The sequence below is a fragment of the Klebsiella sp. GG_Kp146 genome (assembly GCF_040061975.1).
GTDB lineage: Bacteria > Pseudomonadota > Gammaproteobacteria > Enterobacterales > Enterobacteriaceae > Klebsiella > Klebsiella quasipneumoniae.
This window is the reverse complement of the sequence record NZ_JBEAHA010000008.1, coordinates 53,968-73,034: the sequence shown is the minus strand read 5'-3', so window position 1 is coordinate 73,034 and position 19,067 is coordinate 53,968. Positions and strand designations below refer to the sequence as shown.

The window sequence follows — 19,067 nt, the reverse complement described above, 5'->3', positions numbered from 1 at the left end:
TCAACGCAACACAACGGGGCCATTTGGCCCCGTTGTTTCATTATTGCGGTTGGATCCGGCCTCAGGCGTTTGCGCAGGCCCGCGCAGCCGGGCGCGTTAAGACGCTAACGACAGCTCAGACTTTCCCGCATGCTGCGCCAGCCATTCGCTGATGCGCGCCTGCTGCTCGCCATTCAGCCACATGCCCTGTTTGGTTCGACGCCAGATGGCGTCATCCAGGCTGCGCACCCATTCATGCTCAACCAGATACTTCAGCTCGGCTTCATAAAACTCATGGCCGAAATCTTCCCCCAGATCGCTCAGAGCGCTGGCTTCCTTCAGGATCCACTCGCTGTTGCTCCCGTAGGTGCGGGCATAATGGCGGGCCAGTGATTCACTGATGAACGGGAAGCGACGGCGCAGTTTTGCTGCGTAGTCGTCGCGGTCGCCGCCGATATCGCCGCCGGGGAGCACCGCGGTTTTGGTCCATGCCGGGCCGATCCCTTTGTAATAGGGGGTCAGTTTTTCCAGCGCATGCTCGGCCAGTTTGCGATAGGTGGTCAGCTTCCCGCCGAAGACGGAGAGCAGCGGCGCCTGACCGTTCTCATCGTGAATATCCAGCGTGTAGTCGCGGGTGATCGCCTGCGGTGAATCCGACTCGTCGTCGCACAGCGGACGGACGCCAGAGTAGGTCCAGACGATATCGTCCCGGCTGAGGGTCTTTTTAAAGTGCGCGTTATAGACGTTCAGCAGGTAATTAATCTCTTTATCATCAATGGCCACCGCTTTCGGATCGCCCTTATACTCGACGTCCGTCGTGCCGATGATGGAGAACTCATCCATCCACGGGATAACAAACACAATACGTTTATCTTCGTTTTGCAGAATGTAGGCCTGCTTCTGGGTATGCACCCGCGGCACCACGATGTGGCTGCCCTTGATCAGGCGAATACCGTAAGGCGAGCGGAGATGCATCCCTTCGTCGAAGAACTGTTTGACCCATGGACCGGTGGCATTGACCAGACCGCGCGCCTTCCAGGTAAACTTCTCGCCGCTATCGATATCTTCCGCTTCCACCACCCACAGGCCGTTCTCCCGTTTTGCCGAGATGGCGCGAGTGCGGGTCCGCACCTCGCCGCCTTTGCGGACGACCATCTGCGCATTGGCCAGCACCAGGCGGGCATCGTCGACCCAGCAGTCGGAATATTCGAAACCGCGCACAATTTCCGGCTTAAGTACCGATTCTGCGCCAAAACGCAAGCCGGTGGATCCCGGCAGACTGGTGCGTTTGCCCAGATGATCGTACATAAACAAGCCGATGCGGATCATCCATGCCGGACGCAGATGCGGGCGATGCGGGAGACGAAAGCGCATCGGGAAGGCGATATGCGGGGCCATTTTTAACAGCACTTCGCGTTCGGCCAGCGCTTCGCTGACCAGGCGGAACTCATAGTGTTCGAGGTAGCGTAGCCCGCCGTGGATCAGTTTGGAACTGGCGCTGGAGGTGGCGCAGGCGAGATCGCGCGCTTCCAGCATCAGTACGGATAAACCACGCCCGGCGGCATCTGCCGCGATACCGGCACCGTTGATGCCTCCGCCTATCACAATCAGATCTTTGGTTTCCACGTTCTTACCCTCTCACACTTTCGTTTAAGCTCACAAATGCTCGATATCGCTCACTATAGCAAACAAACGCGCTTTTGGTAACATCAAAAAAACATTTTGGAGTGATGGGTGTAACATATTGGCGTTTCTTTACCGCCTGACGGTACACTACAGGGTAAAATTGGGCCGGCCACTGCCCGTCATGACGAGAAAGAGAAGAGAACCATGGAACAGTTTGAATGTATCAACGTTGAAGAAGCGCACCAGAAACTGCATCAGCAGACGGCGGTTTTGGTCGATATCCGCGATCCGCAAAGCTATGCGATGGGCCATACGCCGGGCGCGTTTCATCTGACCAACGATACCCTGGGCGCGTTTATGCGTGACAACGACTTTGACACGGCGGTGATGGTGATGTGCTATCACGGCAACAGCAGCAAGGGCGCCGCGCAGTATCTGCTGCAGCAGGGGTTTGATAAGGTCTACAGCGTTGACGGCGGGTTCGACGCCTGGCATCGCCATTTCCCGGCGGAAGTGGCGCACGGGACGTTTTAACGACTGGCAGGTATACTATCTCCCTTTGTGTGGAATAAGCGATTCGCTGCATGTTAATGATTACCTCTTTTGCCAACCCGCGCGTGGCCCAGGCGTTTGTCGATTATATGGCGACGCAGGGGATTATCCTGACTATCCAGCAGCACACCCAGAGCGACGTCTGGCTGGCTGATGAGAGTCAGGCCGGACGCGTCAGGGCTGAGCTGGCGCGTTTTCTCGAAAACCCGGCGGACCCGCGCTATCTGGCGGCGAGCTGGCAGTCCGGTCAGACCAACAGCGGGTTGCGCTATCAGCGCTTTCCTTTCTTTGCCACGCTGCGGCATAACGCCGGCCCGTTCACCTGGGCGATTCTGCTGATCTGCATCGCGGTATTCATCCTGCAAAATCTGCTGGGCGATCAGCCGGTGATGATTTGGCTGGCCTGGCCCTACGATCCTTCGCTGCAGTTCGAAGCCTGGCGCTATTTCAGCCATGCTTTCATGCATTTCTCGCTGATGCATATTCTCTTCAACCTGCTATGGTGGTGGTATCTCGGCGGCGCGGTGGAAAAGCGCATCGGCAGCGGCAAGCTGGTGGTGATCACCGTCATCAGCGCCCTGCTGAGCGGCTTTGTGCAGCATCAGTTTAGCGGCCCATGGTTTGGCGGGCTGTCGGGCGTGGTTTACGCGCTGATGGGCTATGTCTGGCTGCGGGGCGAGCGCGATCCGCAGAGCGGTATTTATCTGCAGCGCGGGTTGATACTCTTCTCTTTAGTGTGGTTAATTGCTGGCTGGTTTGACGTTTTCGGCATGGCGATCGCCAACGGCGCGCACGTGGCTGGTCTGGCGACCGGCCTGGCGATGGCGTTTGTCGATACCTTGCATGGGCGAAAACGCGCATAAAGACTTACCGACAGGGGTCGGGTAGGCGACATTTTTCCAGGGATATTTCATGAAACAAACACAACGTCATGACGCCATTATCGAGCTGGTAAAAAAACAGGGTTACGTCAGCACGGAAGAGCTGGTTGAGCAGTTCGCGGTCAGCCCGCAGACCATCCGCCGCGACCTGAACGATTTAGCCGAACAGAAAATGATCCTCCGTCATCACGGCGGCGCGGCGCTGCCCTCCAGCTCGGTGAACACCTCCTGGCACGATCGCAAAGCGACCCAGACGGCGGAGAAAGAGCGTATCGCCCGGCGGGTGGCCAGCGAGATCCCGGACGGGGCGACGCTGTTTATCGATATCGGCACCACGCCGGAAGCGGTGGCGCACGCCCTGCTCGATCACAACGATTTGCGGATTGTGACCAATAACCTGAACGTCGCCAACACGCTGATGGTGAAAGAGGACTTCCGCATTATTCTCGCCGGCGGCGAACTGCGCAGCCGCGACGGCGGGATCATCGGGGAAGCCACCCTCGACTTTATCTCGCAGTTCCGTCTCGACTTCGGCATTCTCGGCATCAGCGGCGTCGACAGCGATGGCTCGCTGCTGGAGTTTGATTATCATGAAGTGCGCACCAAGCGCGCGATTATTGAGAATTCACGCCACGTGATGCTGGTGGTGGATCATACCAAGTTTGGCCGTAACGCGATGGTCAACATGGGCAGCATCAGCATGGTCGATGCGGTCTATACCGATGTGCTGCCCCCGGCGGGCGTGCTCAAGGTCATCACCGATAACAACCTCCAGCTCGAGCTGTGCTAAGCGACAACGGCGTCGTCAGACGCCGTATCCCATCATCTTAAGCAACTGCTGGGCATGCTGCACCGCGTCCTGACGGTGGGCGACGCCCAGTTTCTGATACAGGTTGCGAATATGGGTCTTGATGGTGGTGGCCGCCACGTCAAGCTCGCCGGCAATCTGCTCGTTGCTGTAGCCGGAATAGATTAAGCCAAGCACCTGCCATTCGCGCTGGGTCAGCGGGCTGGTGCGGATAAGCTCCGGCACCTCGGGGTGATTCAGCAGCCGCTCGACGAACCCTTCGTCAAAGTGGGCGAATTTGTGGCGATGATGCTGGTTGATGTCGCGCAGAATGCGCTGGGCGCGATGCTGCTCCAGCTCCGGCAGGGTGTTCAGCTGGATCAGCTGGCGCAGCTGCTGGGCCATCGCCTCGCCTTCAATCACAAAGTGGTTGATAAAGCCGGTGCGGTTGGCGAGCGTCAGGGCTTCCAGCAGGGCTTTCTGCGCTTCGCTCTTGCGTCCTGCCTGCCAGTACAGCTGGTTGAGCAGCAGCAGGTTGCGGTTGAGATCGCTCATCAAACGCAGTGAACGCGCATTTTCGTTCAGCTCTTCCAGCACCATTTCCGCCGGTTCGAAATCGCCCAGCAGGATCTGCGCGCGGGCAATATTGCGCCACTGGCTCTGCAGGAAGTGGTTATTGGCGAATTCCGGCTTCGGCGTCTGGCGCAGCCAGTTGGCCGCCGCGGTTTTATCGCCGGTCATCTGCCAGTAGATCACCCGCACCTTGTCGGCGTTGGAGACCCAGTCGCTGTGGTAGTGACCGTTACCGAGCAGGTTTTCCAGCCGGTTCAGGTGGCTACGGGCATTATCCAGATCGCCGCGCGCCAGAGAGCATTGCACCATCAGCGCCAGGCACTGCAGCTGCTGCTGCGGTTGATAAGTTGAGAGAACTGCCATCCCCTGGCGGGCGCAGGCTTCAGCCTCGTCGAGGCGCGCCCATGCCCACAGCAGCTGAGAGCGGATGCGCAGCAGGAACTCATGCATCGGCAACTGCTCAAGATGCTGTTCGCGTACCAGATGGAAGGCTTTCTCCTGGCTCTCCCAGGCGGCCTGCAGGAAGCCCTGGGCGAACAGAATTTCGCTTTGCTGAATGATGCTCCACAGGGCGTAATGCCAGACGTCGTGACGGCGGGCCATCTGTTCGGTCTGCTGCATCACGGCGAGAGATTTGGTCAGTTTCCCCTTACAGTGGAGGACTTCGCCATGTACCGAGGTGGCGACGATGCGGCTGTAATAGTTGGCCAGCGGCAGCTCTTCCAGCGCCACCATCGACAGACGTTCCGCTTCGTCCTGATCGCCGTCGTTAATCGCCACCTGCGCGCGCAGGGCGTTGAAGTCGCCATGCATCGCGATATCCATTTCGACGCTCATCTCCTGCTCGGCTCGCGCCAGCAGGGTGTTGACTTCGCTGTAGCGATGCTGGCTCTGCATCAGCCAGGCCTGCAGCAGGATCAGGCGCGGATTTTCCAGCAGATTTGACCAGGGCAGCGCCGACAGCGACTGCTCCAGCAGACCCAGTTCGCTATGGTTGAACATGCCCCAGGCGTGATTGAGCAAGATATCGCGCAGCATTTTGGCATCGCCGGCCGCCAGCGCATGGTGGATGGCCTCGCTGGGGAAGCCTTGCGCCATCCAGCTCTCCGCCGCGGCGCGGTGGATCTCCGGCAGTTCAACCGCCAGCTCCCACTGACAGCGCTGGCGCAGGAAACTGCCAAACAGCGGGTGATAGCGGAACCATTCGCCGGAATCATCCATCCGCTGCAGGAACAGCCCCTGACGTTCGATCTCCTCCAGCTGCATCTGGCCATTCTCTTCGCCGGTGACGCGCACGATTAACGCGTCGTTCATTGAGCGCAGCAGAGAGCTCTTCAGCAAAAAGTTGCGCGTGCGGGCGTCGACGTTATCCAGCACTTCATCCACCAGATAATCCGACAGATGGCTGGCGTTAATCCCGGCGAGGCGACGGGCGGAGTGTTGGGCGGAGGAGTTATTCTGGCGGGCGGAGAGGGCGATGAGCTGCAGCGCGGTGGCCCACCCGGCGACGTCGTCGCACAGCCGACTGCTGTCGTCGGCTTCGATAGGCGACGTCAGACGACAGTCGAAAAATTGTTTCGCTTCCTGGTGGGTAAAGGCCAGCTGCTGGCTGCCAATCTCCAGCAGCTGATCGCGGACGCGCAGGTTGGCAATGCCCAGCTGCGGCAGGTTCCGCGACAGGACCACGAGGGTCATATTCTCCGGCTGATGGCGCAGGAAAAAGCGCATCGCGTCATGGATCACCGGATTATTGATCAGGTGATAATCATCAATGACGAGGTACAGCGGGCGCTGCCAGTCGGCGAGTTCAATAAACAGCTGCGCAAAAAGAGAGGAGAGGCTGGCGTACTGGCGCTTTTGCACCATAGCTTCACTGGCCGCGCAGTGGTTGCCGGTGGCCTGCTGGATCGCCGCGATCAGATAGCTGGCAAAACGCTCCTGCTGGTTGTCGCCTTCGTCCAGCGAAAACCACCCAAGATCGTTTTTACCTGCGGCCCACTGAGAAATGAGCGTTGTTTTACCGTACCCGGCAGGACTGGTGATCAGCACGAGACGATAATTGTTCGCGCCGGAAAGTTTCGCCAGTAAACGCTCACGAACCACGGTGTGTTCAAGGCGGACCGGACGACTTAATTTGGACGGAATCAACATAGTTCTACATTTCGCTGTGCAAGAGAGAGGTTGCGATTTTTTTTGCGCTTCGTAATTAATATCTAATAAGGTCGGTGATTATGAAATTTATTGCAAGTTATGTCCGAAGTTTATGCTCTTGAATTTGCTCTATGTCACAAATTTCGACATTGGTTGCGAATGGGTAAAAATCGCAGGCAGGACTCGTCCTCAGCGGTTTTTAGCCGGCAGCTGGCGGAGCGGGGAGAGATTTATTTTATATCGGGAGTAGTTGTTTGTTTTTATTAAATTATTGTCAGTGATTTCTTAGAAGTAATCTTTTTTGCGGATTAATGTGATGAAATGTGCTTATTTTCCCGGAGGTCGCAATTCATTTTTTTAATAACCAGGCGAAAGGCGGGAAGCGTTTTGCCGCGTAGTGGCCTGTAACAAATTTTTACCCTGCACAGGTGACATCTCGACTGTCATACAGCGGTGATTTTTACAGCATATTTTGGCCTTCTCACCCACACTATAGTGGCCAGGATCACACTTTTCGCTCATCCCCGGTACTCCTCCCTGTCTAATCCCCGTCGGGATGAGGACGCTGAATCGGGAGGTCGGCACACTAGCGCCATCGTTTTAGTAAAGGACCCGGATCTCATTATGTCACAGACTTCATTTAACAAAGCTCAGTTTCAGGCTGCACTGACGCGTCAGTGGCAGCGTTTTGGTTTACAGTCCGCTTCCGAGATGACGCAGCGTCAATGGTGGCGCGCCGTCAGCGGAGCGCTGGCGGAACTTCTGTCGGCGCAGCCGGTGGCAAAACCAGCGCAAGGACAACGTCACGTTAACTACATCTCGATGGAGTTTCTGATTGGTCGCCTGACCGGCAACAACCTGCTCAACCTGGGCTGGTACGAGGGTGTGAGCGACGCGCTGAAAGGCTATGACGTCAACCTCACCGATCTGCTGGAAGAAGAGACCGACCCGGCGCTGGGTAACGGCGGCCTGGGCCGTCTGGCAGCCTGCTTCCTCGACTCCATGGCGACCGTGGGGCAGTCGGCGACCGGCTACGGCCTCAATTACCAGTATGGTCTGTTCCGCCAATCCTTTGACGATGGCCAGCAGAAGGAAGCCCCGGACGACTGGGGTCGCAGCAGCTACCCGTGGTTCCGCCATAACGAGGCGCTGGATGTCCAGGTCGGCATCGGCGGCAAAGTCAGCAAAAACGGCGAATGGCAGCCGGCGTTCGTCATTACCGGCGAAGCCTGGGACCTGCCGGTGCTCGGCTATCGCAACAACGTCGCCCAGCCGCTGCGTCTGTGGCAGGCCAAACACGCCCATCCGTTTAACCTGACCAAATTCAACGACGGCGATTTCCTGCGCGCCGAGCAGCAGGGCATCGACGCGGAAAAACTGACTAAGGTGCTGTACCCGAACGACAACCATCAGGCCGGTAAAAAACTGCGCCTGATGCAGCAGTACTTCCAGTGCGCCTGCTCAGTGGCCGATATCCTGCGTCGTCATCATCTGGCAGGTCGCAAGCTGGCCGAGCTGGCGGATTACGAAGTGATCCAGCTGAACGATACGCACCCGACCATCGCCATCCCGGAACTGCTGCGCGTGCTGATCGACGAACACCAGCTGAGCTGGGACGACGCCTGGGCGATCACCAGCAAAACCTTTGCTTACACCAACCATACCCTGATGCCGGAAGCGCTGGAGTGCTGGGATGAGAAGCTGGTGAAAGCGCTGCTGCCGCGCCATATGCAGATCATCAACGCGATTAACGACAAATTTAAACTGCTGGTGGACAAAACCTGGCCGGGCGATAAGCAGGTCTGGGCGAAACTGGCGGTGGTGCATGACAAGCAGGTGCGGATGGCCAACATGTGCGTGGTGGGCGGTTTTGCCGTCAACGGCGTGGCGGCGCTGCACTCGGACCTGGTGGTGAAAGATCTGTTCCCGGAATATAACCAGCTGTGGCCGAACAAATTCCATAACGTGACCAACGGCATCACGCCGCGCCGCTGGATCAAGCAGTGCAACCCGGCGCTGGCCACTCTGCTGGATGAGACGCTGAAAAAAGAGTGGGCCAATGACCTCGACCAGCTGATCAATCTGGAAAAATACGCTGACGATGCGGCATTCCGTCAGACTTATCGCGATATCAAGCAGGCCAACAAAGTTCATCTGGCTGAGTTTGTGAAGCAACGTACCGGGATTGAGATCAACCCGCAGGCGATTTTCGACATTCAGATCAAACGTCTGCACGAGTACAAGCGTCAGCACCTCAACCTGCTGCATATCCTTGCGCTGTACAAAGAGATCCGCGAAAACCCGCAGGCCGACCGCGTTCCGCGCGTCTTCCTGTTCGGCGCGAAAGCGGCGCCGGGGTACTATCTGGCGAAAAACATTATTTTTGCCATCAACAAGGTAGCGGAAGCGATTAACAACGACCCGAAAGTCGGCGATAAGCTGAAAGTGGTCTTCCTGCCGGACTATTGTGTATCGGCTGCGGAAAAACTGATCCCGGCGGCGGATATCTCCGAGCAGATCTCCACCGCGGGCAAAGAAGCCTCTGGCACCGGCAACATGAAGCTGGCGCTGAACGGCGCGCTGACCGTCGGGACGCTGGATGGCGCCAACGTGGAAATCGCCGAGCAGGTCGGTGAAGAGAACATCTTTATCTTCGGCCACACGGTAGAAGAAGTGAAAGCCCTGAAAGCGAAAGGCTACGATCCGCTGAAATGGCGTAAAAAAGACAAACTGCTCGATGCAGTGCTTAAGGAGCTGGAGAACGGCACCTATAGCAACGGCGATAAGCATGCCTTCGACCAGATGCTGCATAGTCTGCTGCAGGGCGGCGACCCGTATCTGGTGCTGGCCGATTTCGAAGCCTACGTGGCGGCGCAAAAACGGGTAGATGAGCTGTATCGCGACCAGGAGGCCTGGACCCGCGCGACAATCCTCAACACTGCGCGCTGCGGCATGTTCAGCTCCGACCGCTCGATCCGCGATTATCAGCAACGTATCTGGCAGGCGAAACGCTAAAGGAAGGCCTATGGAGAGTAAACGCCTCGATAATGCCGCGCTGGCGGCGGGCATCAGCCCCAGCTATATCAACGCGCACGGCAAGCCGCAGTCTATCGCGGCTGTCACCAAACAGCGTCTGCTGGATGCGATGCATCGCTCAACCGCCGCCACGAAAGTGGCGGTTAACCCGCTGCCGAACGTGAAGATCTTCACCCACGGCAAAAAAATGTCGCTGCCGGTGGCTGGACGCGGTGAGTATCAGTGGATCCTGACCACTGAGGACGGTAAGCAGTATCAGGGTAAAACCCGCGGCGGCGAGACGCTGCCGCTGCCGGCCAGACTGCCGGAGGGGTATCACTCCCTGACGCTCACCCAGGAGGGGGAGCGCTGGCACTGCCGGACCATCGTCGCCCCGGCCCGCTGCTATGAGCCGCAGCCGCTGAAAGAGGGGAAAAAGCTGTGGGGCACCTGCGTGCAGCTGTATACCCTGCGTTCGGAGAAAAACTGGGGGATCGGCGATTTTGGCGATCTGCGCGCCATGCTCCCGGAAATCGCCCGCCGCGGCGGGTCGTTTATTGGCCTCAACCCGATCCATGCCCTCTATCCGGCGAACCCGGAGAGCGCCAGTCCGTATAGCCCGTCTTCACGGCGCTGGCTGAACGTCATCTACATCGACGTCAACGCGGTTGAAGATTTCCAGCGTAGCGAAGAGGCGCAGGCGTGGTGGCAGTCCGCTGCGACCCAGCAGGCCTTGCAGGCGGCGCGGCAAACGGATGATGTGGATTACACCGCCGTCACCACGCTGAAAATGACCGCGCTGCGTATGGCGTGGAAACGATTCTCCCGTCGTGAAGATGAACAGATGACGGCGTTCCGCGAGTTTGTTCTGCGCGAAGGGGAAAGCCTCTACTGGCAGGCCGCTTTCGATGCGCTGCACGCCTGGCAGGTTCAACAGGACCCGCTGCGCTGGGGCTGGCCGGCCTGGCCGAAGGCCTTTCAGGATATCGACAGCCCGGAGGTGAAAGCTTTCTGCGTCGAGCATGAGGACGACGTCAGTTTCTATCTCTGGCTGCAGTGGCTGGCCTGGAGCCAGTTTGCCGCCTGCTGGGAAACCAGCCAGCGCGACGGGATGCCGATCGGCCTCTACCGCGATCTGGCGGTGGGCGTCGCCGAAGGCGGGTCGGAGACCTGGTGCGACCGTGAGCTGTACTGTCTGAAAGCGTCCGTGGGCGCGCCGCCGGATATTCTGGGCCCGCTGGGCCAGAACTGGGGCCTACCGCCGATGGATCCGCATATTATTGCCGCTCGCGCCTATGAGCCGTTTATCGACCTGCTGCGCGCCAATATGCAGAACTGCGGCGCGCTGCGTATCGATCACGTGATGTCGGTGCTGCGTCTGTGGTGGATCCCCTATGGTGAAACCGCCGACCATGGCGCTTACGTTCAGTATCCCGTCGACGACCTGCTGTCGCTTCTGGCGCTGGAAAGCCAGCGTCATCGCTGCATGGTGATCGGCGAAGATCTGGGCACGGTACCGGTGGAGATCGTCAGCAAGTTACGCAACAGCGGCGTCTATTCGTATAAGGTGCTCTATTTTGAGAGTGATGCAGAGAAAACGTTCCGCGCGCCGGCGCTGTACCCGGAGCAATCAATGGCTGTGGCGACGACGCACGACCTGCCCACCCTCCGCGGCTACTGGGAAAGCGGCGATCTGACGTTAGGCAAAGCGCTGGGTCTCTATCCTGATGAGGTGGTGCTGCGCGGGCTGTACCAGGACCGTGAGCTGGCGAAGCAAGGGCTGCTGGATGCGCTGCATAAGTACGGCTGTCTGCCCAAGCGTGCCGGCCATAAGGCCTCCCTGATGAGCATGACGGGGATCCTCAACCGGGGGATGCAACGTTATATTGCCGACAGCAACAGCGCCCTGCTGGGCCTGCAGCCGGAAGACTGGCTGGAGATGGCGTCGCCGGTCAATATTCCGGGCACCAGCACTGAGTACCCGAACTGGCGCCGGAAGCTGTCCGTCACCCTTGAGCAGATGTTTGCCGATGAACAAGTCAATAAGCTGATTAAGGATCTGGATAAACGGCGCAAAGCGGCGAGCAAAAAAGCCGCCTCCTGATGACTCCCCGCCGCGCGCACCTCAGCGCGGCGAAGAGTATGTCCGATAAAAAAGGCCGGTCCGCATGATGCGGACCGGCCTTTTTCTATGGCGGGAGTAACCTTACACCACCATCCCCAGCAGCAGACAGCCTACCAGGCCGCAGACCGAGATAATGGTTTCCAGCACCGACCAGGACCTGATGGTCTCGCCGATGGTCAGGTTAAAGTACTCTTTGAACAGCCAGAAGCCCGGATCGTTCACGTGGGAGAAGATAACGCTGCCGGAGCCGACCGCGATAACCATCAGCTCCGGGCTGACGCCGGTGGTAGCGATCAGCGGCGCGGCGATCCCGCCCGCGGTGATGGCGGCAACGGTCGCCGAACCCAGCGCGATACGCAGCACCGCGGCGATGGACCAGGCCATAAACAGCGGAGACATATTCGATTCGTGCATGATAGAAGCGATATATTTATCCATGCCGCTATCCACCAGCACCTGTTTGAAGGCGCCGCCGCCGCCGATGATCAACAGCATCATGGCGATGATTTTAATCGAAGAGGTCAGGGTATCGTTGATCTGCTCCATGGAGCGGCCGCGGTTCAAACCGAAGGTGAACAGCGCGATCAGTACCGCAATCAGGGTGGCCATGACCGGGTCGCCGAAGAACTCGGCAATCGGCAGGAAGGCGTGGCCCTTCGGCAGGATCATCTCGGCAACGGCGCGCATCGCCATCAGGATCACCGGAACCAGCGAGGTCCAGACGCTGACGCCAAAGCCAGGCATCTCTTCTTCAGTGAACACTTTCGGGTTATGCAGGCCTTCCGGGATCGGCTTATCAATGCCTTTCAGGAATCGGGCGAAAACCGGGCCGGCGAGAATAACCGTCGGGATAGCCAGAATGGTGCCGTAGAGCAGCGTTTTACCCATATCGGCGTGGAAGATGGTGGCGATCGCGGTCGGACCCGGGTGCGGCGGCAGGAAGCCATGGGTGACGGAGAGCGCGGCGGCCATCGGTACGCCGACGTACAGCAGCGGAATACGGGCCGAGGCGGCGATGGTAAACACCAGCGGCAGCATCAGCACGAAGCCCACCTCATAGAACAGGGCGAAACCGACGGTGAAGCCGGTCAGGACCACGGCCCATTGAATATGCTTCTTACCGAATTTATTGATAAGCGTGGTGGCGATACGCTGAGCGCCGCCGCAGTCTGCCAGCAGCTTACCGAGCATAGCGCCGAAGCCCATGATCAGCGCGAGGCTGCCAAGGGTACCGCCGACGCCGTTCTTGATGGAGACGATCACTTTATCCAGCGGCATACCCTGCATTAATCCGACGGCGAGCGCCACCAGAACCAGCGCAATGAAGCCGTTCATTTTGAAACGGATCATTAACAGCAATAACAGGGCAACCCCGATAGCAACGATGATTAATGGCATGATTTACCTGGCCTTAATTTGTTATGGGTAACGTCAAAGTTTCAACCTTTACAACATTCGCTCCGTCAGGGAGCAAAATAGTCTGGCACCGTAAACGCTTGCATTATCCTTACCCAGAGAAAGGATAGCTGGCTATTTTTTTGCCGGTGGCGCCTGAAGGGGATGATACGGGTAACATGTGAGGGTTGAGAATCACCTGGCGGGGGAAAATGTTAAATATGAGACTTAAGTCATACTCTTTCCCCGGTTTTTGCCGGTCGTTTAGCGGGAGATGTTGCGCGGTAACACAGAAAGGAGAAAGGAGAGCCGGCGACAGGCTGCCGCCGGAGGGAAGGCTTAGTAGTAGGAGTGCTCGCCGCGCTGGTGCTCGGTCAGATCGCGAACCCCTTTCAGCTCCGGAAACTCGTTCAGCAGCTGTTTTTCAATACCTTCTTTCAGGGTCACGTCGACCATCGAGCAGCCGTTGCATCCGCCGCCGAACTGCAGGATAGCCAGACCGTCGTCGGTGATCTCCATCAGCGACACGCGGCCGCCGTGCCCGGCCAGCTGCGGGTTAATCTGCGACTGCAGCAGGTACTCGACGCGCTCCATCAGCGGGGCATCGTCAGCGACTTTGCGCATTTTGGCGTTCGGCGCTTTCAGGGTCAGCTGCGAGCCAAGCTGGTCGGTGACGAAATCAATTTCAGCGTCTTCCAGATAGGGCGCGCTGAGCTCATCGACATAGGCGGTCAGCTGTTCAAATTTCAGCGCCGTGTCGGTGTCTTCCACCGCATCCGGTGGGCAGTAGGATACGCCGCACTCAGCGTTTGGGGTGCCGGGATTAATCACAAATACGCGAATTTGCGTCCCTTCTTCCTGATTTGCCAGCAGTTTGGCAAAGTGCGCTTGTGCAGCATCGGAAATACGGATCATAGCGTTGGCCTAATAGTTGACTATTTTACTGGGTTATAATACGCCCATCAGCGGGGGTCTACAAGGTACGGCATACACACCATACCTGAACCGTCGCGGCGCCGTTTCGCAAAAGCAGGCGGGATATCTCGGCGACGGTGCTGCCGGTCGTGACGACATCATCCACCAGAGCGATATGGAGTCCCTGCACGGCAAATTCAAGCTGAAAGGCATTTTTCAGGTTCTGCCTGCGCAGGCGGGCATTAAGCGAATGCTGCACGGCGCCCGCTCGCTGGCGCGTCAGGCCGTCGCGACGCCAGACGCACCCACGCCAGCGGGCTAACGGTCGGCACAGCTCATCGCACTGATTATAACCCCGGCGCCAGCGGCGGCGATGCCCCAGCGGCACGCCGACCAGCGCGTCTACCGGCGGCAAATCGTCACGCTGTTTAAGGCGCAGCAGCAGCAGGCGCGCCAGGGCGGGGCCCAGTTCCGGACGATGGTGAAACTTCAGCTGCCGCACCAGATCGCTCAGCGGCGGACAATAGTCATTGACCGCTACCATCCGATGCCAGGGAGGCGGCTTTTGCAGGCAGCGGCCGCAGGGATGCCGGGACATTGCCGACGGCAGGCCGCACTGCGGGCAGAGCGGGGGGCAGGCGAGCAGGGCGCGGCTGCAGCGAGAGCAGATCCCCCAGCGGGCGACCGCCAGCGGCATTTGGCATAGCCAGCATAAGCTGTGTGCTGTTAGCATATTTGGCCTTCTGTCCAGTAAAAAAGAGAACGGTAACGGATGAACGACATCTGGTGGCAAACAATCGGCGAAGGTGATTGTCATCTTGTGCTGCTGCACGGTTGGGGGCTGAACGCTCAGGTCTGGGATTGCATCACGCCGCAGCTGGCTTCGCATTTTACCCTTCACCTGGTGGACCTGCCGGGCTATGGCCGTAGCGGCGGGTTTGGGGCGATGTCGCTGGAGGCGATGGCGCAGCGGGTGCTGGAGCAGGCTCCGCCTCAGGCGGTGTGGCTGGGCTGGAGCCTGGGCGGGCTGGTGGCCAGCCAGATAGCGATAAGGTGCCCGCAACGGGTGCAGGCGCTGGTAACGGTCGCCTCTTCCCCCTGTTTCGCGGCCCATGAGGACTGGCCGGGCATCAAGCCGGAGGTGCTGGCCGGATTTCAGCAGCAGCTGAGCGAGGATTTCCAGCGTACCGTCGAGCGGTTCCTCGCCCTGCAAACCATGGGAACGGAGAGCGCTCGTCAGGATGCGCGGGCGTTAAAGCAGGCGGTGCTCTCGCTGCCGATGCCTTCCGCTGAGGCGCTGAACGGCGGTCTGGAGATCCTCAGAACCGTCGATCTGCGTCAGGCGCTGGTCGGACTGCCGATGCCGTTTCTGCGGCTGTACGGTCGGCTGGACGGGCTGGTGCCGCGCAAGATTGTCCCGCTGCTGGATAAGCTATGGCCGGATAGTGAGTCAATTCTCTTTGACAAGGCAGCGCATGCGCCGTTTGTTTCCCATCCCGCGGCCTTCTGCGAGCCGCTGCTGGCGTTGAAAAAACGGCTGGGGTAATTTTTTTTGCCGCGCCATGGTAAAAGGGCCATTCACAGCAATACTTAGGTTGTTACGGTGGTTGATTATTTCATTCCGCCACCGTGACCTAAAATAACAACCTAATGGAGAGTAGAGGCTATGAAACTTGTTACAGGAATGGTTGCATCTCTGGTGATTGGCTGTCTGTCTTTTGGCGCATTCGCAGCGAAAGAGATCCAAAAAGAGGACGTGGCGAAGATGAATCTGACCAAGGTCGGCAGCATCACGACCTCAAGGACGACCTCGCCGATGGACGCCCGACGCGATCTGTCGAAAAAAGCCGATGAGCTGGGTGGAAAATACTTTGTGGTGATTGCCGGGCAGAAAAACGAAAAAACCGTTCACGCTAACGCTGACGTGTATAAATAATCCAGTCATAAAAACGGGCCTGCTGGCCCGTTTTTCTCTGCTGTCGCACTCGTTTTATCCCGTGGCGCTTGCAGGCCTTACTCCCTTCATCGCAGCGCCCACCACTCCTGCTGGCACGCCGCTTTCCCTTCAGGACAGCTTTTACAGCTGCCGGAGAGACAGCCCTCGCTGGTTTCGCTGATCCGTACCACCTTACCCATGGCTTCCATGCGTTCGAGCATGGCGTCAATCAGCGGCTGAGGCGTCCGCAGGCGGGCGCTGAGCTGTTTCGCCTCCATGCGGCCCTGCAGGGCCAGCATATCGCGGACTTCCATTAACGACGCCACAGATCCTCCTTAGTGGCAATCGCCAGCCGGGCTGGAACAGCAGGAGGCCGGCGTTTTCCGGGTGGCCAGCAGCGAGACGTCAACCCGGCTGCGCGCCCGACGCAGCAGACCGAAGAGCACCACGTTGAACAATATCACCGCCAGGATACACACCAGGCTGTAGCGCGGATGGTCGCTAAAGCTGACGGTCTGGTAGTAGAGCGTCGAGAGCGAATAGGCGATATTCAGTCCCCACAGAATGGAGAAGGTCATCCAGCCGCGGCTCGATTCGCGGGCGATGGCCCCCATCACCGAGATGCAGGGGATATAGAGAAGAACGAAGATCAGGTAGCTGTAAGCCGCCGCGGCGCTGCCAAATTTACTGCCCATCACGCCCATCGCGCCGGTGGCCATTTCGCCATCGCCTTTGCTGGCTTCGATGGGGTTGGCCAGGACGCTGAGGCTGAAGGTGTCTTTCAGTCCCTGCCATGTTTCGTCGACGGCGGCCAGCAGTTCCTCGCCGAGGCTGAAGGTCTGCGGATTGAACTCCTCGTTCTGGATATCTTCGGCGGTATAGAGGGTGTTCAGCGTACCGACCACCACCTCCTTCGCCATTGCGCCGGTAAACAGGCCCACGGTGGCCTGCCAGTTATCTTCATGCACGCCGATCGGCTTAAACAGCGGAGTGATGACCCGGCTCACCGAGGCCAGCGCGGAGTCGTTGATGTTGTCGACGACCTTACCGCTCAGCGAGAAGCTGTTCAGCGCGCTGAGGAAGATGCTGACAATGACGATCACCTTCCCGGCGCGCAGCACAAAGCCTTTCAGGCGCTGCCAGGTCTGGATAATCAGGCTCTTAATATGCGGGACGTGGTACACCGGCAGCTCCATCACGAACGGCGAGGCTTCGCCGCGCATAATGGTGTGCTTCAGCATCAGGCCGGTGAGAATGGCCATCACAATGCCCAGCACGTAGAGCGAGAAGACCGCCAGCGCGCCGTTCTGACCAAAGAAGGCGGCCGCGAAGACGGCGAAGATCGCCAGCCGCGCGCCGCAGGACATAAACGGCGCCATCATAATGGTCATCAGACGTTCGCGCGGGGCGTCGAGGGTGCGGGCGCCCATCACCGACGGCACGTTGCAGCCGAAACCGACAATCAACGGGACAAAGGATTTCCCCGGCAGGCCGAGAGCTTGCATCAGGCGGTCCATGACAAAGGCGGCGCGCGCCATGTAGCCGGAGTCCTCGAGGAAGGAGAGGAACAGATACATCATGCCGATCTGCGGCACCAGCGGCAGTACGGTGTTGATACCGCCGCCGATCCCCTGGGCGAGGAAGACGGTCAGCCAGTCCGGGAAGTGCAGGGTGTAACCCAGCCATTGAATACCGTGAATAAAGACCGCGACCGAGCCGGCGTCGAAAATCGGCTGCAGCGCGCCGCCGATGTTGATGGCCAGCAGGAACATCAGGTACATAACAAAGAGAAAAATCGGCAACCCGAGGAAGCGGTTGAGGATCACTTTGTCCATCGCCGCGGTGAAACGGCTCGGCTCGGCGGTCAGGGTGTTGCTGACGGCGTCGCAAATGGCGGCGATGGTCTGATAGCGCGCGTCAGCGATATGCAGGGCCGGGTCGTCGATCTCGTCGCTGAGATTCGCCAGGGCGATATCCAGTTTATCGGCGGCGTCGCCGGCATAGGCCCGGCTGTAGATGTCGCCCTCCAGCATCTGCAGACCGAGCCAGCGCCGCTGCCGGGCCGGGATCTGCGCTGACATCTGCTGCGCCAGCAGGTCGGCTTCGCGCAGCAGCGGCTGTGGATAGTGGACCAGCTCGATATCGCTGTTCGCCTGATGACGGTCGAGGGCAATCTTCAGCGCTTCGATCCCGCGTCCGCGGGTCGAAACCAGCGGAATGACCGGGCAGCCGAGGCGTGCGGCGAGGGCATCGATATCGATACGCACCTGCTGCTTTTCGGCAATATCCAGCATGTTCAGCGCCACGACGCAGGGGATCCCCAGCTCGAGCAGCTGCAGCGTCAAATAGAGGTTTCGCTCGAGGTTGGAGGCGTCGACCACGTTAATCAGCATGTCGGCGTCGCCGCTGAGGATGTAGTGGCAGGCGATCTGCTCGTCCAGCGAGGTTTGCGAAGAGATGGTGGTCAGAGAGTAGGTTCCCGGGAGGTCGACCAGCGTGACCTGGTGGTCAGTGGTGGCGAACACGCCCTCTTTACGCTCAACGGTGACCCCGGCCCAGTTGCCCACGCGCTGGCGGGCGCCGGTCAGCTGATTAAACAGGGTAGTCTTGCCGGAATTAGGATTACCAATTAAACCAACGGTTAATTTTTTCATATTTCAAACTCTTGTGCCGGGTCAGCCGTTATTGTGCAACCGCTTCCAGTTCGATTAAGGCGAGATCTTTTTTGCGTAATACCAGACTGACGCGTCGGGTTTCAATATGAACAGGATCGCCGAGCGGCGCCACGCGCACCACATGAAAAGAGGATCCGGGCAGCATGCCGAGGGAGAGCAATTTCTGACGGTATGCTGGGCTAATATCGCGGGAAAATCCGGTAATTTTCCACGCACTATCAGGTGTGAATTGCATAGGGCCTACTTGTCTATCGCTAACCGAAGAAGAATTTTCCGGACGCCTGGAGGCAGTTGCGCCGGGGACCGTAGCCAACGAAAAAGAAAAAACATTCTGCAAGCGATGATAATGAGAATGGTTTTTATCATCAATACATATGATGCGCTTTATGCCATTTTTAAAGTGAAATTCACCTTTTTATTGATATGCCGCAAAGTCCGCCTGTGATCGAAAATATGC

Annotated in this window: 15 protein-coding genes; 7 read left to right on the top strand and 8 right to left on the bottom strand. The window is 58.6% G+C overall.

What is annotated here, in order from left to right:
* Window positions 1-96 precede the first annotated feature (96 nt).
* Entirely contained in the window at window positions 97-1,605 is a 1,509-nt protein-coding gene (gene glpD, locus ABLU95_RS09840) for a glycerol-3-phosphate dehydrogenase (RefSeq protein ID WP_004202136.1), read from the bottom strand.
* A gap of 204 nt (window positions 1,606-1,809) precedes the next feature.
* On the opposite strand from glpD, the gene glpE reads away from it, so the two are divergent.
* Genes glpE through ABLU95_RS09825 form a run of 3 tightly spaced genes read left to right on the top strand, consistent with a single transcriptional unit; the run spans window position 1,810 to window position 3,828 of the window.
* Window positions 1,810-2,139 carry a thiosulfate sulfurtransferase GlpE gene (gene glpE, locus ABLU95_RS09835; protein WP_023291211.1) on the top strand — a complete coding sequence of 110 codons (330 nt, stop codon included), beginning with the start codon at window positions 1,810-1,812 and terminating at the stop codon, window positions 2,137-2,139.
* 50 nt (window positions 2,140-2,189) lie between these two features.
* Window positions 2,190-3,020, top strand: coding sequence for a rhomboid family intramembrane serine protease GlpG (gene glpG, locus ABLU95_RS09830; protein ID WP_004151408.1), 831 nt, complete (start codon window positions 2,190-2,192; stop codon window positions 3,018-3,020).
* 49 nt (window positions 3,021-3,069) lie between these two features.
* A complete protein-coding gene (locus ABLU95_RS09825; protein ID WP_002920548.1) occupies window positions 3,070-3,828 on the top strand; it encodes a DeoR/GlpR family transcriptional regulator in 759 nt (252 codons plus the stop codon).
* Between the two features lie 15 nt (window positions 3,829-3,843).
* Here ABLU95_RS09825 and malT read toward each other — a convergent pair whose 3' ends face one another.
* Window positions 3,844-6,549 carry an HTH-type transcriptional regulator MalT gene (malT, locus tag ABLU95_RS09820; RefSeq protein ID WP_065883149.1) on the bottom strand — a complete coding sequence of 902 codons (2,706 nt, stop codon included), beginning with the start codon at window positions 6,547-6,549 and terminating at the stop codon, window positions 3,844-3,846.
* 624 nt (window positions 6,550-7,173) lie between these two features.
* Here malT and malP point away from each other — a divergent pair.
* Window positions 7,174-9,564 carry a maltodextrin phosphorylase gene (gene malP, locus ABLU95_RS09815; protein ID WP_023291209.1) on the top strand — a complete coding sequence of 797 codons (2,391 nt, stop codon included), beginning with the start codon at window positions 7,174-7,176 and terminating at the stop codon, window positions 9,562-9,564.
* Between the two features lie 10 nt (window positions 9,565-9,574).
* Window positions 9,575-11,668, top strand: coding sequence for a 4-alpha-glucanotransferase (gene malQ / locus ABLU95_RS09810; protein WP_023291208.1), 2,094 nt, complete (start codon window positions 9,575-9,577; stop codon window positions 11,666-11,668).
* A gap of 102 nt (window positions 11,669-11,770) precedes the next feature.
* Here the strand turns inward: malQ and gntT are convergent, their stop codons facing one another.
* The 3 genes from gntT to gntX form a co-directional block, all read right to left on the bottom strand.
* Window positions 11,771-13,087 carry a gluconate transporter gene (gene gntT / locus ABLU95_RS09805; RefSeq protein ID WP_008806999.1) on the bottom strand — a complete coding sequence of 439 codons (1,317 nt, stop codon included), beginning with the start codon at window positions 13,085-13,087 and terminating at the stop codon, window positions 11,771-11,773.
* 336 nt (window positions 13,088-13,423) lie between these two features.
* Window positions 13,424-13,999: a Fe-S biogenesis protein NfuA gene (gene nfuA / locus ABLU95_RS09800; protein ID WP_004202143.1), complete on the bottom strand. Its 576-nt coding sequence runs from the start codon at window positions 13,997-13,999 to the stop codon at window positions 13,424-13,426.
* A gap of 58 nt (window positions 14,000-14,057) precedes the next feature.
* Complete coding sequence (gene gntX, locus ABLU95_RS09795; RefSeq protein ID WP_065883147.1) at window positions 14,058-14,732, bottom strand: DNA utilization protein GntX; 675 nt, start codon at window positions 14,730-14,732, stop codon at window positions 14,058-14,060.
* Between the two features lie 39 nt (window positions 14,733-14,771).
* Between gntX and bioH the strand changes: the two genes are divergently transcribed.
* Together bioH and ABLU95_RS09785 are read left to right on the top strand one after the other, a co-directional pair.
* On the top strand, window positions 14,772-15,545 hold the full coding sequence (bioH, locus tag ABLU95_RS09790) for a pimeloyl-ACP methyl ester esterase BioH (protein ID WP_023291206.1): 774 nt from the start codon (window positions 14,772-14,774) through the stop codon (window positions 15,543-15,545).
* A gap of 120 nt (window positions 15,546-15,665) precedes the next feature.
* On the top strand, window positions 15,666-15,935 hold the full coding sequence (locus tag ABLU95_RS09785; RefSeq protein ID WP_004202149.1) for a YdgH/BhsA/McbA-like domain containing protein: 270 nt from the start codon (window positions 15,666-15,668) through the stop codon (window positions 15,933-15,935).
* Between the two features lie 86 nt (window positions 15,936-16,021).
* On the opposite strand, the gene feoC is transcribed toward ABLU95_RS09785, so the two are convergent.
* Genes feoC through feoA form a run of 3 tightly spaced genes read right to left on the bottom strand, consistent with a single transcriptional unit; the run spans window position 16,022 to window position 18,845 of the window.
* Window positions 16,022-16,261, bottom strand: coding sequence for a [Fe-S]-dependent transcriptional repressor FeoC (feoC, locus tag ABLU95_RS09780; RefSeq protein WP_004202151.1), 240 nt, complete (start codon window positions 16,259-16,261; stop codon window positions 16,022-16,024).
* A gap of 9 nt (window positions 16,262-16,270) precedes the next feature.
* Window positions 16,271-18,589, bottom strand: coding sequence for a Fe(2+) transporter permease subunit FeoB (gene feoB / locus ABLU95_RS09775; RefSeq protein ID WP_032454235.1), 2,319 nt, complete (start codon window positions 18,587-18,589; stop codon window positions 16,271-16,273).
* 28 nt (window positions 18,590-18,617) lie between these two features.
* Window positions 18,618-18,845: a ferrous iron transporter A gene (feoA, locus tag ABLU95_RS09770; RefSeq protein WP_002920506.1), complete on the bottom strand. Its 228-nt coding sequence runs from the start codon at window positions 18,843-18,845 to the stop codon at window positions 18,618-18,620.
* Window positions 18,846-19,067: the final 222 nt, after the last annotated feature.

Bases quoted from the DNA above. Each gene is read 5' to 3' on its own strand.
- feoB (WP_032454235.1), bottom strand. From the start codon at position 18,589: ATGAAAAAATTAACCGTTGGTTTAATTGGTAATCCTAATTCCGGCAAG.
- bioH (WP_023291206.1), top strand. From the start codon at position 14,772: ATGAACGACATCTGGTGGCAAACAATCGGCGAAGGTGATTGTCATCTT.
- gntX (WP_065883147.1), bottom strand. From the start codon at position 14,732: ATGCTAACAGCACACAGCTTATGCTGGCTATGCCAAATGCCGCTGGCG.
- malT (WP_065883149.1), bottom strand. From the start codon at position 6,549: ATGTTGATTCCGTCCAAATTAAGTCGTCCGGTCCGCCTTGAACACACC.
- gntT (WP_008806999.1), bottom strand. From the start codon at position 13,087: ATGCCATTAATCATCGTTGCTATCGGGGTTGCCCTGTTATTGCTGTTA.
- nfuA (WP_004202143.1), bottom strand. From the start codon at position 13,999: ATGATCCGTATTTCCGATGCTGCACAAGCGCACTTTGCCAAACTGCTG.
- glpG (WP_004151408.1), top strand. From the start codon at position 2,190: ATGTTAATGATTACCTCTTTTGCCAACCCGCGCGTGGCCCAGGCGTTT.
- malQ (WP_023291208.1), top strand. From the start codon at position 9,575: ATGGAGAGTAAACGCCTCGATAATGCCGCGCTGGCGGCGGGCATCAGC.
- ABLU95_RS09785 (WP_004202149.1), top strand. From the start codon at position 15,666: ATGAAACTTGTTACAGGAATGGTTGCATCTCTGGTGATTGGCTGTCTG.
- feoA (WP_002920506.1), bottom strand. From the start codon at position 18,845: ATGCAATTCACACCTGATAGTGCGTGGAAAATTACCGGATTTTCCCGC.
- malP (WP_023291209.1), top strand. From the start codon at position 7,174: ATGTCACAGACTTCATTTAACAAAGCTCAGTTTCAGGCTGCACTGACG.
- glpE (WP_023291211.1), top strand. From the start codon at position 1,810: ATGGAACAGTTTGAATGTATCAACGTTGAAGAAGCGCACCAGAAACTG.
- ABLU95_RS09825 (WP_002920548.1), top strand. From the start codon at position 3,070: ATGAAACAAACACAACGTCATGACGCCATTATCGAGCTGGTAAAAAAA.